Annotated in this window: 18 protein-coding genes and 2 tRNA genes; 16 read left to right on the top strand and 4 right to left on the bottom strand. The window is 61.5% G+C overall.

The window, feature by feature from the left end:
• Positions 1-3 precede the first annotated feature (3 nt).
• Entirely contained in the window at positions 4-906 is a 903-nt protein-coding gene (locus M8997_RS16380) for a LysR family transcriptional regulator (protein WP_250015345.1), read from the top strand.
• 58 nt (positions 907-964) lie between these two features.
• On the opposite strand, the gene M8997_RS16375 is transcribed toward M8997_RS16380, so the two are convergent.
• On the bottom strand, positions 965-1396 hold the full coding sequence (locus M8997_RS16375; RefSeq protein ID WP_250015344.1) for a helix-turn-helix domain-containing protein: 432 nt from the start codon (positions 1394-1396) through the stop codon (positions 965-967).
• Positions 1397-1485: 89 nt separating this feature from the next.
• Here M8997_RS16375 and M8997_RS16370 point away from each other — a divergent pair, with 89 nt between their 5' ends.
• Both M8997_RS16370 and M8997_RS16365 read left to right on the top strand, forming a co-directional pair.
• Positions 1486-2301 (top strand): oxidoreductase, encoded by an 816-nt coding sequence (locus tag M8997_RS16370; RefSeq protein WP_250015342.1) that lies wholly within the window; start codon positions 1486-1488, stop codon positions 2299-2301.
• Between the two features lie 37 nt (positions 2302-2338).
• Complete coding sequence (locus tag M8997_RS16365; protein WP_250015340.1) at positions 2339-3340, top strand: NADP-dependent oxidoreductase; 1002 nt, start codon at positions 2339-2341, stop codon at positions 3338-3340.
• A 31-nt stretch (positions 3341-3371) separates the two neighbouring features.
• On the opposite strand, the gene M8997_RS16360 is transcribed toward M8997_RS16365, so the two are convergent.
• Positions 3372-3446: transfer RNA gene (locus M8997_RS16360), tRNA-Thr, on the bottom strand.
• Positions 3447-3557: 111 nt separating this feature from the next.
• Between M8997_RS16360 and M8997_RS16355 the strand changes: the two genes are divergently transcribed.
• The 10 genes from M8997_RS16355 to M8997_RS16310 all read left to right on the top strand — a co-directional run bounded on the left by M8997_RS16355 (position 3558) and on the right by M8997_RS16310 (position 10566).
• Complete coding sequence (locus tag M8997_RS16355; protein ID WP_250015338.1) at positions 3558-3776, top strand: hypothetical protein; 219 nt, start codon at positions 3558-3560, stop codon at positions 3774-3776.
• 116 nt (positions 3777-3892) lie between these two features.
• On the top strand, positions 3893-5182 hold the full coding sequence (gene murA, locus M8997_RS16350) for a UDP-N-acetylglucosamine 1-carboxyvinyltransferase (RefSeq protein ID WP_250015336.1): 1290 nt from the start codon (positions 3893-3895) through the stop codon (positions 5180-5182).
• Positions 5183-5339: 157 nt separating this feature from the next.
• On the top strand, positions 5340-5777 hold the full coding sequence (locus tag M8997_RS16345; RefSeq protein WP_250015334.1) for a DUF2948 family protein: 438 nt from the start codon (positions 5340-5342) through the stop codon (positions 5775-5777).
• Between the two features lie 65 nt (positions 5778-5842).
• Positions 5843-7147 carry a histidinol dehydrogenase gene (hisD, locus tag M8997_RS16340; RefSeq protein WP_250015332.1) on the top strand — a complete coding sequence of 435 codons (1305 nt, stop codon included), beginning with the start codon at positions 5843-5845 and terminating at the stop codon, positions 7145-7147.
• Positions 7144-7620 (top strand): UPF0262 family protein, encoded by a 477-nt coding sequence (locus M8997_RS16335; RefSeq protein ID WP_250015330.1) that lies wholly within the window; start codon positions 7144-7146, stop codon positions 7618-7620. The genes hisD and M8997_RS16335 overlap by 4 nt, the downstream gene beginning before the upstream one ends.
• Complete coding sequence (locus M8997_RS16330; RefSeq protein WP_256473329.1) at positions 7596-8102, top strand: low molecular weight phosphatase family protein; 507 nt, start codon at positions 7596-7598, stop codon at positions 8100-8102. The genes M8997_RS16335 and M8997_RS16330 overlap by 25 nt, the downstream gene beginning before the upstream one ends.
• A 147-nt stretch (positions 8103-8249) precedes the next feature.
• Complete coding sequence (infA, locus tag M8997_RS16325; RefSeq protein WP_008122731.1) at positions 8250-8468, top strand: translation initiation factor IF-1; 219 nt, start codon at positions 8250-8252, stop codon at positions 8466-8468.
• Between the two features lie 30 nt (positions 8469-8498).
• Positions 8499-9116, top strand: coding sequence for a Maf-like protein (locus M8997_RS16320; protein WP_250015326.1), 618 nt, complete (start codon positions 8499-8501; stop codon positions 9114-9116).
• A 10-nt stretch (positions 9117-9126) separates the two neighbouring features.
• The gene (gene yacG / locus M8997_RS16315; protein WP_250015324.1) at positions 9127-9336 is read left to right on the top strand and encodes a DNA gyrase inhibitor YacG; all 210 of its coding nucleotides are present in this window, start codon (positions 9127-9129) and stop codon (positions 9334-9336) included.
• 66 nt (positions 9337-9402) lie between these two features.
• The gene (locus M8997_RS16310; RefSeq protein WP_250015321.1) at positions 9403-10566 is read left to right on the top strand and encodes a Gfo/Idh/MocA family protein; all 1164 of its coding nucleotides are present in this window, start codon (positions 9403-9405) and stop codon (positions 10564-10566) included.
• On the opposite strand, the gene M8997_RS16305 is transcribed toward M8997_RS16310, so the two are convergent.
• Positions 10553-11638 carry a Gfo/Idh/MocA family protein gene (locus M8997_RS16305; protein WP_250015319.1) on the bottom strand — a complete coding sequence of 362 codons (1086 nt, stop codon included), beginning with the start codon at positions 11636-11638 and terminating at the stop codon, positions 10553-10555. The two genes, M8997_RS16310 and M8997_RS16305, sit on opposite strands and share 14 nt — an antisense overlap.
• A 185-nt stretch (positions 11639-11823) precedes the next feature.
• Here M8997_RS16305 and M8997_RS16300 point away from each other — a divergent pair.
• The 3 genes from M8997_RS16300 (at position 11824) to M8997_RS16290 (ending at position 12898) form a co-directional block, all read left to right on the top strand.
• A tRNA-Phe gene (locus M8997_RS16300) sits at positions 11824-11899 on the top strand.
• 217 nt (positions 11900-12116) lie between these two features.
• Positions 12117-12392: a DUF1778 domain-containing protein gene (locus M8997_RS16295; protein ID WP_250015316.1), complete on the top strand. Its 276-nt coding sequence runs from the start codon at positions 12117-12119 to the stop codon at positions 12390-12392.
• Entirely contained in the window at positions 12380-12898 is a 519-nt protein-coding gene (locus M8997_RS16290; RefSeq protein WP_250015314.1) for a GNAT family N-acetyltransferase, read from the top strand. Before M8997_RS16295 ends, M8997_RS16290 begins: the two co-directional genes overlap by 13 nt.
• Positions 12899-13000: 102 nt before the next feature.
• Here M8997_RS16290 and M8997_RS16285 read toward each other — a convergent pair whose 3' ends face one another.
• Entirely contained in the window at positions 13001-13735 is a 735-nt protein-coding gene (locus M8997_RS16285) for an SDR family oxidoreductase (RefSeq protein ID WP_250015312.1), read from the bottom strand.
• Between the last annotated feature and the right edge of the window lie 49 nt (positions 13736-13784).

Below are 13784 nucleotides of genomic sequence, written 5' to 3'. Positions count from 1 at the left end.
GCCATGCAGCCAAACCCCACCCTCGACCAGTTGAACGTCTTCGCCGCGATTGCGGATGCCGGCAGTTTCTCGGCCGCGGCACGCCGGCTCAATCGCTCCCAATCGGTGATCAGCTATGCCATCGCCAATCTGGAAGCGCAGCTCGAGCTCAAGCTTTTCGAGCGGTCGGGAACGCGCGAGCCACGGCTGACCGAGGCTGGCCGGGCGCTGCTGGAAGATGCGCGGCGCATGGCGCTTGCCTTGCAGAACCTCCGCTCGCGCGTGCAGGGCCTGAAGGAGGGCATCGAAGCCAATATCGCCGTCGCCGTCGACGTCAATATCCCGACGCCCGTGCTCGCCAGCGTGTTGCGGACATTCGAGACGCGGTTTCCGACGGTTGGCCTGCGCCTTCATGTCGGTGCGCTCGGCACCATCTGGGACCTTGCTCTCAAGCGCCAGGTGGATTTCGCTGTCGGCGGCCCGCCGGTCACGCCCTTTGACGCGCTGGCGACGGTGCGCCTTGGCCAGACGAGCATGCTTCCTGTCGCGGCGCCGGATCATCCGCTGGCGCTCTATCCCGGGCGGGTGCCGCTATCGGTCATGCGCGAACATGTGCAACTGGTGGTGACGGATCTGAGCGAACAGACCAAGGGTATGGACTTCGGCGTCTATGCCTATCGTACCTGGCGGCTTACCGATGTCGCGACGAAGCGGGAGTTGATGCTGGCCGGGCTCGGCTGGGGCGGCCTGCCGAAATGGATGGTGCGCGACGACATGGCTGCCGGCCGTCTCGTGCCGCTCGATCTGGAGCCCTATCCGGAAACCGCCTATTCGATCTTTGCGCTGCATCTGGTCGATCGCCCGCTCGGCCCCGCCTCCGGCTGGCTGGTCGATGCCTTCCGCAGTGAACTCGATACGTTCGAATAAACGAAAAAGTCGAACGAATTGCTGCCCGTCCGGTTCATTGTAACAAGGCGGCCGCAGTTCAATCGACTTCGGCGATGCGGATGGGTCGCGTCCCGATCGGCGCGCCCGTACCGCGATCGATGGTCAGCGGATCGATCTCCGTTCCCGTCTCGGCGTCGTAGAACCGCGTGATCTTGCCGTCGCCGCGGTGCTTGCGGCCCCATGCGCCGATGGCGAACAGCACGGGCAGGAAATCGCGGCCGGCTTCGGTCAGCACATATTCATCCCTTGGCGGACGGATGGAATAGCGCCGCTTCTCCAATATCCCCTCGCCCGTGAGGGCTGCGAGCCGCGCGGTCAACATGGTCGGGGCGATGCCGAGGCTGCGGCGGAATTCATCGAAGCGGGTCAGGCCCGCATGGGCGTCGCGCATGATGAGCATGCTCCAGGCATCCCCTATGAGGGCGAGGCTGCGTGCGATGGGACAGGGCAGGTCGGAAAGTTTTTTCATGTTAGTATCTTTTTGATAGTGACTTACTACTAAAATAATAGTAACTGATTGCTCATCGATATTCCACGACAAAATGAAGGTTCAGGAAAATGAGCAACAAAGACAACCGGGTCGCCATCGTGACGGGCGCTTCCTCAGGCATCGGGCTGGTCACCGCACAGGCGCTGCGGCGCGATGGTTACCGCGTCTTCGGCACCAGCCGGAAGCCGGCGGCCAATGGTCCGGATGGAGTCACGATGCTGGTCTGTGACGTGACGGATGATGCGTCTGTCCAGGCGCTGGTCGACGAGGTTTTGAGCCGGACGGGGCAGATCGACCTCCTCGTCAACAATGCCGGGGTCGGGCTGCTCGGCGGCGCGGAAGAATCCTCGGCCGCCCAGGCACGGGCCGTGTTCGATGTGAACGTCTTCGGCGTCCTGCGCGTCACCAATGCGGTGCTGCCGGTGATGCGGCGCCAGCGCAGCGGCCGTATCGTCAACGTAAGTTCCATACTCGGGCTCATTCCCGCGCCGTATAATGCGCTTTATTCATCGACCAAGCACGCGCTGGAGGGCTATTCGGAATCTCTCGACCATGAGGTCCGCACGCAAGGCATCCGTGTCGTGCTCGTCGAGCCGGGCGGCATCCGCACCTCCTTCGAGGAGAACCTTACCCGGCCCGATCGGCCGCTTGCCGTCTATGATACCGTCCGTGCCGCCGCCGAGCAGCGGATGCGCGATGTTATCGAGGAAGGCGAGGCGCCGGAGATCGTGGCCGCCACGGTGGTACGGGCAGCCAATGCGGCATCGCCCAAAAGGCGCTACACTGCCGGAAAGGTAGCGCGGCAGGTTCGTTTCATGCGCCGCTTCCTGCCCGAATCCTTCGTCGACAAGAATTTGCGTAAATTCAGCAAGCTCACCGACTGAACCAGTTATTTCCGGCCTCGCGCGAAAGTTGGCTATCATGAAAGCATTTCTCATCGACCGCTACGCCAAGGGCGGTGCGCTGCGCCTCGCCGAGGTCCCCGAACCGGAGCTGCGTGACAATGATGTGATGGTGGAGATCCATGCCGCCAGCGTGAATGTTCTCGATGCCAAGATCAGGGATGGAGAATTCAAGCTCATCCTGCCCTATCGGCTTCCGCTGATTCTCGGCAATGATGTCGCCGGAACTGTCGTCCGGGTGGGCCGTAACGTGCGGCGGTTCAAGGCCGGCGACGCGGTCTATGCACGTCCGGAGCAGGATCGAATCGGAACATTCGCGCAATATATCGCCATCGACGCGGCGGATGTGGCGCCGAAGCCTGCAAACCTCACCATGGAAGAGGCGGCGTCCATCCCTCTCGTTGCGCTCACCGCATGGCAGGTGCTGGTCGAGCGCGCCCGTCTGGAGAAGGGGCAGAAGATTCTGATCCATGCCGGCTCGGGCGGTGTCGGCACCATCGCCATCCAGCTTGCAAGGCACCTTGGCGCCCATGTGGCGACGACCACGAGCACCGGCAATATCGAACTCGTCCGAAGTCTCGGCGCGGACGTCGTCATCGACTACAGGAATGAGAAATTCGAGGAGGTGATCGAGGGCTACGACGTCGTTCTCAACAGCCTCGGCAAGGACACGCTGGAGAAATCCCTTGAGGTGCTGAAGCCCGGCGGGAAGCTGATTTCGATCTCGGGCCCGCCCGATCCGGATTTCGCCCGGCAGAACGGCTCCGGCTGGCCGTTGCGCCAGATCATGCGCCTGATGAGCTTCGGCATCAGAAGCAAGGCTCGGCGCCGCGGTATCGATTATTCATTTCTGTTCATGACGGCGAATGGCGACCAGCTTGCAAGGATCGGCGCGCTGATCGAGGCCGGCGCCATCCGCCCGGTGATCGATCGCGTCTTCCCCTTCGCACAGACCAATGAAGCACTGGCCCATGTCGAAACGGGCCGCGCGAAAGGCAAGGTCGTCATTGCGATGAAATGACGGACGGGGTGGAAATATCAACGAGATGGGATGGTGCTGCGAGAGAGGATTGAACTCTCGACCTCTCCATTACCAATGGAGTGCTCTACCACTGAGCTACCGCAGCCGATTTGCGAACGCGGCGGACTTCTGCCATATCATTGATGAAATCGCAAGCAAGCAATCGTATTCTCTTTGTAATTTATCTGGCCGGCTGGAATATGAGCCGGCATGTGGGTTGTCCGATTTGCATGAGTCTGAGGAAATGTCGTCGTCAAAGAAGCCAAATACCGAGCAGGAAAACCGTGAAAAGCGCCGTTCCGAGCAGTTGCGCGCCAATCTGGCGCGGCGCAAGCAGCAGACGCGTTCACGTCGCGCCGGGGCGCCGGATGAGCGCGACGAGGGTCTGAAGGCGGCGACAGAGACTGAAGAGCGTTCATCCACCGGTGAATCATGATCGGCCTTACTCCGGTCATAAAGCCTTTCTTGAACCATTTTGCGCGATGGTTTACATCAACCGCCTTCTCAAGGGGCTTAACGACAGGACGGGTCTTCCCGCGAAAGTGACAAATTATGGATCGCATCAAGATTGTTGGCGGTAACAAGCTCAATGGCGTCATTCCGATTTCGGGCGCCAAGAATGCGGCATTGCCGTTGATGATCGCATCGCTGCTGACGGACGACACGCTGACGCTCGAAAACGTGCCGCACCTCGCCGATGTGGAACAACTGATCCGTATCCTCGGCAATCACGGCGTGGATTATTCGGTCAATGGCCGGCGCGAACGCCAGGACGGCGCCTATTCCCGCACCATTCATTTCACCGCCCGCAACATCGTCGACACGATGGCGCCCTACGAGCTCGTTTCGAAGATGCGCGCCAGCTTCTGGGTCATCGGGCCGCTCCTCGCCCGCATGGGCACGGCGACGGTGTCGCTGCCGGGCGGCTGCGCCATCGGGACGCGGCCGGTCGATCTCTTCATCGAGGGCCTTGCCGCGCTCGGCGCGGAGATCGAGATCGAGAACGGCTATGTGAAGGCCAGCGCCAAGGGCGGCCTTGTCGGAACGCGCTTCACCTTCCCGAAAGTCTCCGTCGGCGCCACCCATGTCATGCTGATGGCCGCGACGCTGGCCAAGGGCGAGACGATCATCGAAAACGCCGCGCAGGAGCCGGAAGTCGTCAATCTCGCCGATTGCCTCAATGCCATGGGCGCGAAGATCACCGGCGCCGGCACCGACACCATCACCATCGAGGGCGTGACGAGCCTTTCCGGCGCGCGCGTTCGCGTCATTCCGGACCGTATCGAGACCGGCACCTATGCCATGGCGGTGGCGATGACCGGCGGCGACGTCATCCTTGAAGGGGCCGACGCCAATCTCCTCAAGTCGGCACTGACGACGCTCGGCCAGGCGGGCGCGGAAATATCGGAAACCAATTCCGGCCTCCGCATCGTGCGCAACGGCCATGGGATCATGCCGGTCGATGTGACGACGCAGCCATTTCCAGGCTTCCCCACCGACCTGCAGGCGCAGTTCATGGGCCTCATGACGAAAGCCAAGGGCACGTCGCAGATCACCGAGACGATTTTCGAGAACCGCTTCATGCACGTGCAGGAACTGGCGCGGCTCGGCGCGAAGATTTCGCTCTCCGGCCAGACAGCGACGATCGAAGGCGTCGAGCGCCTGCGTGGCGCGCCGGTCATGGCGACCGATTTGCGCGCCTCGGTGTCGCTCGTCATCGCCGGCCTCGCCGCCGAAGGCGAGACCACCGTCAACCGCGTCTACCACCTCGACCGGGGCTTCGAGCGCCTCGAGGAAAAGCTGACGCGTTGCGGCGCGGTGGTCGAACGCATCAGCGACTGACCGCATCCGGCAAGGCCCTGCATGCCCTGCGGCTGCCGTGTGGAAAACAACCCGCGGCAGCTTTGAATATTGCCGATGGATAATTCCAATTCCGCACGGTTTACTCTAACAGGTAGGTACCGAACAGAGCCATTACCTGCGAATGAGGCAAGAACATATGAGCACGCTCAAACTGATTGCGCTGGATGAGGAAGATCTCCAGATCGTTTCGGCGCATCTGCAGGATGCCGTCCTCAAGGTCGGTGATATCGACTTTCTGGCGACTGAAGCAAAGCTCGTGCTCGGGGTAAACCGTTTCGTCTGGGAGCTTGCGGCCGATGGCAAGCGGCATCGCAGTTTCGAGCGCCGCCGCACCGCCGTCTATTTCAGCCGCGCCACCAATCTGCGCGCCACCGGGATAGACCGCCAGTTCAAGGATGACGTCCTGTCGATCCTCGCCATCCGCTTCACTGCCACCGATGCGCCGTCCGGGACGATCGAGATCGTCTTTGCGGCCAACAAGGCGCTCCGCTTCGAGGTGGAGGCGATCGAGGTCCAGCTTACCGATCTCGGCCCCGCATGGGAAACCCAGGCGAAACCCGATCACGAACTTTAGGCGATGGACCGGCATCGGGCGATGATCCGGGCGAATGGACAGCGGCAGGCGGCAGGAGTAGCGGTGTGGTAGTTGTGCTTAGACAGTCGGAAGCCGATTTCGAGGCGCGGTTTGCTGCTTTCCTCGCAACGAAGCGCGAGGTGTCGGAAGATGTCGATCTCGCCGTGGCGGAGATCATCAGGCGGGTGCGCAACGAGGGCGATGCCGCTCTCATCGACTATTCGCTGAAGTTCGACCGGATAGACCTTGCCGAACATGGTATCGCCATTACCAGCGCGCAGATCGACGATGCCGTTGCCGCCGCGCCGGCTGCGACGGTCGAGGCGCTGACGCTGGCGCGTGACCGCATCCATTCCCATCATGCGCGCCAATTGCCGAAGGACGATCATTATACCGATGCGCTCGGCGTCGAGCTTGGCTCGCGCTGGACGGCGATCGAATCCGTCGGCCTCTATGTTCCGGGCGGAACCGCGAGCTATCCGAGTTCGGTATTGATGAATGCCGTTCCTGCCAGGGTGGCCGGCGTCGAGCGCATCGTCATGGTGGTGCCGTCGCCGGGTGGAGTGTTGAACCCGCTGGTGCTCGTCGCGGCGCGGCTCGCCGGCGTTTCGGAGATCTACCGCGTCGGCGGCGCACAGGCGATCGCAGCGCTTGCCTATGGCACCGGCACCATAGCGCCGGTGGCGAAGATCGTCGGCCCGGGAAATGCCTATGTCGCCGCAGCCAAGCGCCGGGTGTTCGGAACGGTTGGCATCGACATGATCGCCGGCCCGTCCGAAGTCCTCATCATTGCCGATGCGGACAATGATCCGGACTGGATCGCCGCCGATCTCATGGCGCAGGCCGAACACGACACGGCGGCGCAATCGATATTGATCACGGACGACGCCGCCTTCGCCGAGGCCGTCATGGCAGCCGTCGAGCGCCAGTTGCGAACCTTGCCGCGCGTCGAAACCGCATCGGCAAGCTGGCGCGATTTCGGCGCGGTCATCCTCGTCGACGATCTTGCCGCCGCAGTGCCGCTCGCCAACCGCATCGCCGCCGAACATCTGGAAATCGCCACCGCTGATCCCGAGCCGCTGCTCGCCGGCATACGCAATGCCGGGGCAATATTCCTTGGCCGCTATACGCCCGAAGTCATCGGCGATTATGTCGGCGGCTCCAACCATGTGCTGCCGACGGCGCGCTCCGCACGATTCTCCTCCGGTCTTTCCGTGCTTGACTATGTCAAGCGAACGTCCATCCTGAAGCTGGGAGTGGAGCAGCTGCGGGCTCTCGGCCCCGCCGCCATCGAGATGGCCCGTGCGGAAGGTCTCGATGCGCATGGCAGGTCGGTGGCAATCAGGCTGAATTCGCAAGGGCGAGAATGACGGCAAGCGATGCAAGATTGGTGGACGTGGAGCTGGACGATACGATTGGCCGTTCGACGCCCGATGTCGAGCATGAACGCGCTGTCGCCATATTCGACCTGATCGAGGAAAATTCGTTCCGTCCGGTGGGCGACGAGGGAGCCGGCCCCTACCGCCTGAAGATTTCGCTCGCCGAATCCCGCCTCATCTTTGCCATCTCGCGCGATGGCGGCGAGGATGTCGTCACGCATATACTTTCGCTTACGCCGCTCAGAAAGGTCATCAAGGACTATTTCCTCATCTGCGAGAGCTATTACGAAGCTATCCGGTCGTCGAGCCCGAGCAAGATCGAGGCCATCGACATGGGGCGCCGCGGCCTGCACAATGAAGGCTCGCAGGCCCTGATGGACAGGCTCGGCGGCAAGATCGAGGTCGATTTCGACACCGCCCGCCGCCTCTTCACCCTTGTATGTGTGCTGCATTGGCGGGGCTAGGGGCAGTGCCGCAGCCGGAGCAGGCATCGGACGACCACGCCGAAGACGCCAAACCGGCGGTGCCGGGCGCCGTACTGTTCATATGCGGCATGAATTCGATTCGCTCGCCCATCGCCGAGGCACTGGCGCGCAGGATATTGCCCTCCCGCACCTATATCGCCTCCGCCGGTGTGGAGAAGGGCGAGGCTGATCCGTTCGTCGATGCCGTGCTCGAGGAGATCGGCCTGCAACGGACATCGGCCCTGCCGCGCACCTTCAAGGAGCTCGAGGACGATTATTTCGACCTGATCGTTACATTGTCGCCCAAGGCACACCATATGGCACTGGAACTGACGCGGACGTCATCCGTGCAGGTCGAGTATTGGCCGACGCCCGATCCGACGCTGGTGAGGGGCCGCCGCGATCAGATATTGCAGGCATATCGCGACGTTCGCGATCATTTGCTGCATCACATCGAGGAGCGCTTCGCGCCGCGCGGCTGAGCCGGCCCCTGCGACTATCCGCAGCCTTTGGGCGGCCTGTGCGATTGATCCAACTCGGTTGTTCACAAATGACGCGCAATACTATAGGTTCCGCGCAAAATTCCGGTCCGAAGACCGCAATTCACTTATCTGGAGATAAAATAACGCATGGCGAAAGAAGAAGTACTGGAGTTTCCCGGTCTGGTAACGGAGCTGCTGCCCAACGCGATGTTCCGCGTGAAGCTTGAAAACGATCATGAAATCATTGCGCATACCGCAGGCCGCATGCGCAAGAATCGCATTCGCGTCCTGGCCGGCGACAAGGTCCTCGTCGAAATGACCCCCTACGACCTGACCAAGGGTCGCATCACCTACCGTTTCAAATAATCCTCCGCACCCGGCCTCAGGACATCCTGGATGAGCGATCAGCAGAAACTTGTTTTGGCATCGGGCTCGCCGCGCCGCCTGGCGCTCCTGGGCCAGATCGGCATAGAACCTGATCGTCTCGCACCGGCCGACGTGGACGAGACCCCGCTGCGCGCCGAGCATCCGCGCTCGCTCGCACGACGCCTGTCGCGCCTGAAGGCAGAGAAGGTGGCCGGCGAGATGCGCGATACCACCGGCACATTCATCATTGCCGCCGATACCGTGGTGGCCGTCGGCAGGCGCGTCCTGCCCAAAGCGGAGATACTCGACGATGCCACGGCCTGCCTGAGGCTGCTGTCGGGGCGCTCGCACCGCGTCTATACCGGGCTTTGCCTCGTTACGCCTTCCGGCAAGCTACGCCAGGACCTCGTCGAAACCCGCGTGCGCTTCAAACGGCTGTCGCGCGAGGAGATGGAGAGCTATCTCGCGTCCGGCGAGTGGCGCGGCAAGGCGGGCGGCTACGCCATCCAGGGCCTCGCCGGCGGCTTCGTCGTCAAGCTGGTGGGCTCCTATTCCAATGTGGTCGGCCTGCCGCTCCATGAAACCGCGAGCCTGCTTCACGGCGAAGGCTACCCTGTCTATTCCAATTGGCAGTCTTCCGCCCATTGAGGACGAGACATTGACCGAAGAAAACAAAACCTCAGCCAAAGTGACGCCCTTGCGGCCGCCGCGCCCGTGCCCGGAGTGCAAGCGGCCGTCGCAGCGCGAGCATTATCCATTCTGCTCGGCCCGGTGCCGCGACATCGATCTCAACCGTTGGTTGAGCGGGGCCTATGTCCTGCCCGCGGTGGAGAGCGCCGACGACAGCAATGAGGATGATGAGGGCTGAAGCAGCCCGCGGGGTCCGGTGCCGGCCTTCACCCTCTTTTCACTTCGAGGCGTTAATGTTCGCAGCATGAAGATCGCGATAATCGGCACCGGCTTCGTGGCCGACTACTATATGACCACGCTTGCCAATCACCCGCAGCTCGAACTCTGCGGAGTCTTTGACCGCGATCAGGCGCGGCTCGCGCAGTTCTGCGCCCATTACGGCACGCGCGCCTATCCCGATTTCCAGTCGATGCTTGCCGATGACGATGTGGCGATCATCGTCAATCTCACGACGCCGGAGAGCCATTACGCCTTGTCGCGGCAGGCGTTGGCGGCGGGCAAGCACGTCTATTGCGAAAAGCCGCTGGCGATGCGCTACGAGGAAGCCGCGGAGCTTGTGGCGCTTGCCGAAGCGGCCGGTCTCACCCTGGCAACGGCGCCGGCCAATGCGTTGAGCGCGGCCCATCGGCTCGTCGCTGACAAGATCGGGCAGGGAGCCGTCGGGCAGGCGCGGCTGGTCTATGCCCAGATGGAGGATGGGCCGGTTTTCCGCGCGCCATGGCAGGAATGGCGTTCCGTATCCGGGGCGCGCTGGCCGGGCCTGCATGAATTCGAGATCGGCTGCACGCTGGAGCATGCCGGCTATGCGCTGTCGTGGCTCGTCGCTCTGTTCGGCCCCGTCGACAGCGTAACGGCCTTCTCCGCGCTGACATTCCCGGACAAGGGACCGGGCACCGGATCGATCGAGCCCGGCCCGGATTTTTCGGTGGGTGCGCTGCGATTCCGGTCGGGCGTCGTGGCAAGGCTCACAAACGGGCTCGCCGCGCCACGCGACAGGTCGATGACCATACTTGGAGATGCCGGCACGCTGACCGTCGGCGACCTCTGGGATCATAGCTCGCCGGTCTATCTGGAAAGCGCCCATGGCGGTCGCAGCCTTGCCACGAAGCTTGCCGAACGGCTGGAGGCGAAACTCGGCAGGTTCATCCATTCGAAGCCGCTTCCCGGCCGAAAGATACGCTATGGGCGCGATGCCAGGCGCCTGCGCCTGCCGAACTATCCGTCACGCATCGATTTTGCCGGCGGAATTGCCGCCATGGCCGATGCGATCGAAGCTGGCACGCGCTGTTTCGCATCGGGCGATGTCGCCTTGCATATCACCGAACTGGCGCTTGCCTTGAACAATGCGGCATCGCTGCCGCAGCCCTACAGGCTGCAGAGCAGCTTCGAGCCCGCTAAAGCCGGATGATCTTCTGCGATGCCGGCTGCGACAGGACGAGGTTCAGCGCCCGCAGGACATTGACGCTGTCGCCGATGGGCATCGCCGCCGTTGCGGTCTCGCCGCGCTGGATGGCGCGCATGGCGGCTTCCGCCTCGAATTGCAGGCCATTGCCCTCGAACGGATATTCCTCCGTGCTGCGGCCGGGTATCGGAAGGCGATCCAGCATTTTGCCGAAGAGGCCGGGCGGACCCGACAATGGGCCGAAGGGAGCCCGGCATGCGAGCCCGTGATAGAGGGTCAGGCGCTGCGCCTTGAGGAACGGATTGTCGAGCCTGAGCGCGCCTTCGCTCCCCTCGATCACGAGATGATTGGCGCCATCCCTGTCGAAGCCGCAGGAAAGCTCCGCTGTCGCATGATCATAATGCAGCGTGATTTCGGAACTCATGTCGACGCCATTGGGCGCCGCATGCCACAGGCCCGAGACCTTCTGCGGCTGCCCGAGAAAATACATGGCCAGCGAGACGCAATAGACGCCAAGGTCGAGCGTCGCCCCGCCACCCAATGAGCGGCTGAACAGGCGGTCCTGCGGGTCGAATTCGTGCCTGTAGGCGAGTTCCGCCGTCAGTCTTCGCACGGTCCCTATGGCGCCCGCATCGAGCTTCGCCTTGGCTGCGATCACCGCCGGCAGGAAACGCGTCCACATCGCCTCCATGGCGAAGACATTGGCACGCGCCGCTTCACGCTGGATAACGGCGGCCTCGGCATGGGATGGGGCGAGGGGCTTTTCCACAAGCACCGGCTTGCCGGAGCGCACCGCCTTCAGCGACTGCGCCACGTGAAGCGAGTTCGGCGTCGCGATATAGACGGCATCGATGGCGGGATCGGCCAGGAAGGCATCGAGATCGGCATAGGGCCGCAGGCTGAGGAAATTCTTGGCGAAGCGCGTCGCATTCGCCTGCGTGCGGGAATAATTTGCCACAAGTTCCGCGCCCCCGACGCTGGCAAGATCCGATGCGAATTGCCCCGCCACCCTGCCACTGCCGATGATTCCCCAGCCAAATGGCTTCGGCGTGGCCACCCTCTCCCCCATTTCATCCATAGATTGCGAATCCCGTCCTTAGCTGCATCAACAAACGCATCTATCCTTGCCCTTTGCAAGAGGCAGAAAAACGGCGAAAAATTCGTGAGTTGATGCTGGACAGGACGATTTTTAGTGTTATAACCCACGCGCTTCCGACGGAAACCAACACGTCGATCGACAGGCCGCGAATGCGGGCCGGGAGTGCCCAGATAGCTCAGTTGGTAGAGCAGCGGATTGAAAATCCGCGTGTCCGTGGTTCGAATCCGCGTCTGGGCACCACTTCATCTTTTCATGACAAAATTCAACGTCTCAGGATTCGATTCTGGTGCGCTAGCTCTCATACGCCAGAAAGCTGTTAGTGGGGTATCAAGGGTCGCCAATTTAACAATTGATCGTTGATGTATTTACATCGTCCATACAAGTCACTATCTACAGAGCTTATAGAAGAACGGTTCCTTTCAATTCTGCATAGTTTTGATTGGTGGAGGTGTGAAAAATGTCAGCTTTGAAGAAAACCGAAAAAATCAATCTGCGGATGGACTCGGACACGCATGATACGATTAGTAGGGCAGCCGAAATTTGCGGTAAGTCGCTCACTGCATTCATGACTGAAGCTGCCGTCCACTCCGCGCAAAAAGAATTACTTGACCAGCGTTTTATTGGAGTTGACGCTGGTGTTTTTGACAATGTCAACGAACTGCTTTCCAAGGACGGCAAGCCTAACAAAGAATTGGTCCGGCTCTTCAAGAGCAACATGGCGTGGATCGATTAAGCGTGGCATTTCGAAGACCCGCTCCGCTAGCCGGCGAACACCTGCTCGACGGCTTTTCAAGTGGAAAGCCTGTGCTTGATGATTGGTTGCGAGACATGGCTCTTTACAACCAAAATCAGGGCTATTCACGAACCTTCGTAATAGCCGATGAGTCTAATGCTGTCGTCGGCTATCACTCCCTTTGTGCTGGCATGATAAGTCGCAACGATGCGCCTCGGCAGGTAAAAGGGACACAGGCACCAGCCCAAATTCCGGTAGCTCTGTTGGCGCGACTTGCGGTCGATGAAAAACACCAGGGGAAGGGCCTGGGAGCCGCGCTCCTTAAAAATGCCCTCCTAAGCGTTGTTTCCGCTGCGCAAGCAGTGGCGTTCAGAGCGGTCATGGTCCATGCTCTTGATAAGGAAGCGGAGACATTCTACCGAAAGTTTGGTTTTGTGGATGCGAAGGGAATAGGTGGGACGCTCCTCCTTCCTACGCAACAAATACTGTCGTCACTTCCTGCATAACGCTGTCCAAGTTGTCGCGTTTCACTCCCGTAACCAGGCACTTCCTCATTGGCGCCAGTTTACGGGCCATCGCTTGGAGCAAAGTCCCACGCCGATATGTACTTACACCATGCCGCCATTGGCGCGGACGACCTGGCCGTTGATCCAGCCGCCGTCCGGTCCGGCAAGGAAAGCGACGACGGAGGCGATGTCGGCGGGCGTGCCCAGCCGCTCCAGCGGGTTCATCTTGGCCAGGCGCTCGACGAGTTCGGGCGTTTTTCCGTCGAGGAAAAGGTCGGTTGCCGTCGGGCCCGGCGCCACTGTGTTGACGGTGATCGAGCGGCCGCGCATTTCCTTCGAAAGAATGGCGCCCATCGTCTCCACGGCCGCCTTCGTCGCCGCATATATGCCGTAGGTCTCCAGCCGGATGCCGACTACGCTGGTGGAAAGATTGATGATGCGCCCGCCGTCGCGTACGCGTCTCGCCGCCTCCCGCATGCAGTTGAAGCTGCCTTTCAGGTTGATCGCCATCATCCTGTCGAACATGGCGTCGTCGCTGTCGGCGATGGGCTTGAGCGCCATGATGCCCGCATTGTTGACGAGCATGTCGATCCCGCCAAATGCCGCCTCTGCAGCGTCGAACATCCGCGCAACGGCTTGCGGATCGCTCACATCGGCCTGTGCCGCTATCGCCTGGCCGCCACCAGCCTCGATCCCGGCAACCACGGCCTCGGCGTCCTGGTGGCGACCGGCATAATTGACGATGACGGTGAAGCCATCCTTCGCCAGCCGCTCCGCTATGCCCGCACCGATGCCGCGCGATGCACCTGTTACGATGGCTACCCTTCGATCGCTCATGACATTGTTCCTTTCGTCGCAGTTTGATCGGTCGTCTCGCTTCGATCTT

Source organism: Phyllobacterium sp. 21LDTY02-6 (assembly GCF_023554255.2).
GTDB lineage: Bacteria > Pseudomonadota > Alphaproteobacteria > Rhizobiales > Rhizobiaceae > Phyllobacterium.
The sequence above is the reverse complement of the archived record's forward strand: the minus strand, read 5'-3'. Positions and strand labels throughout refer to the sequence as shown.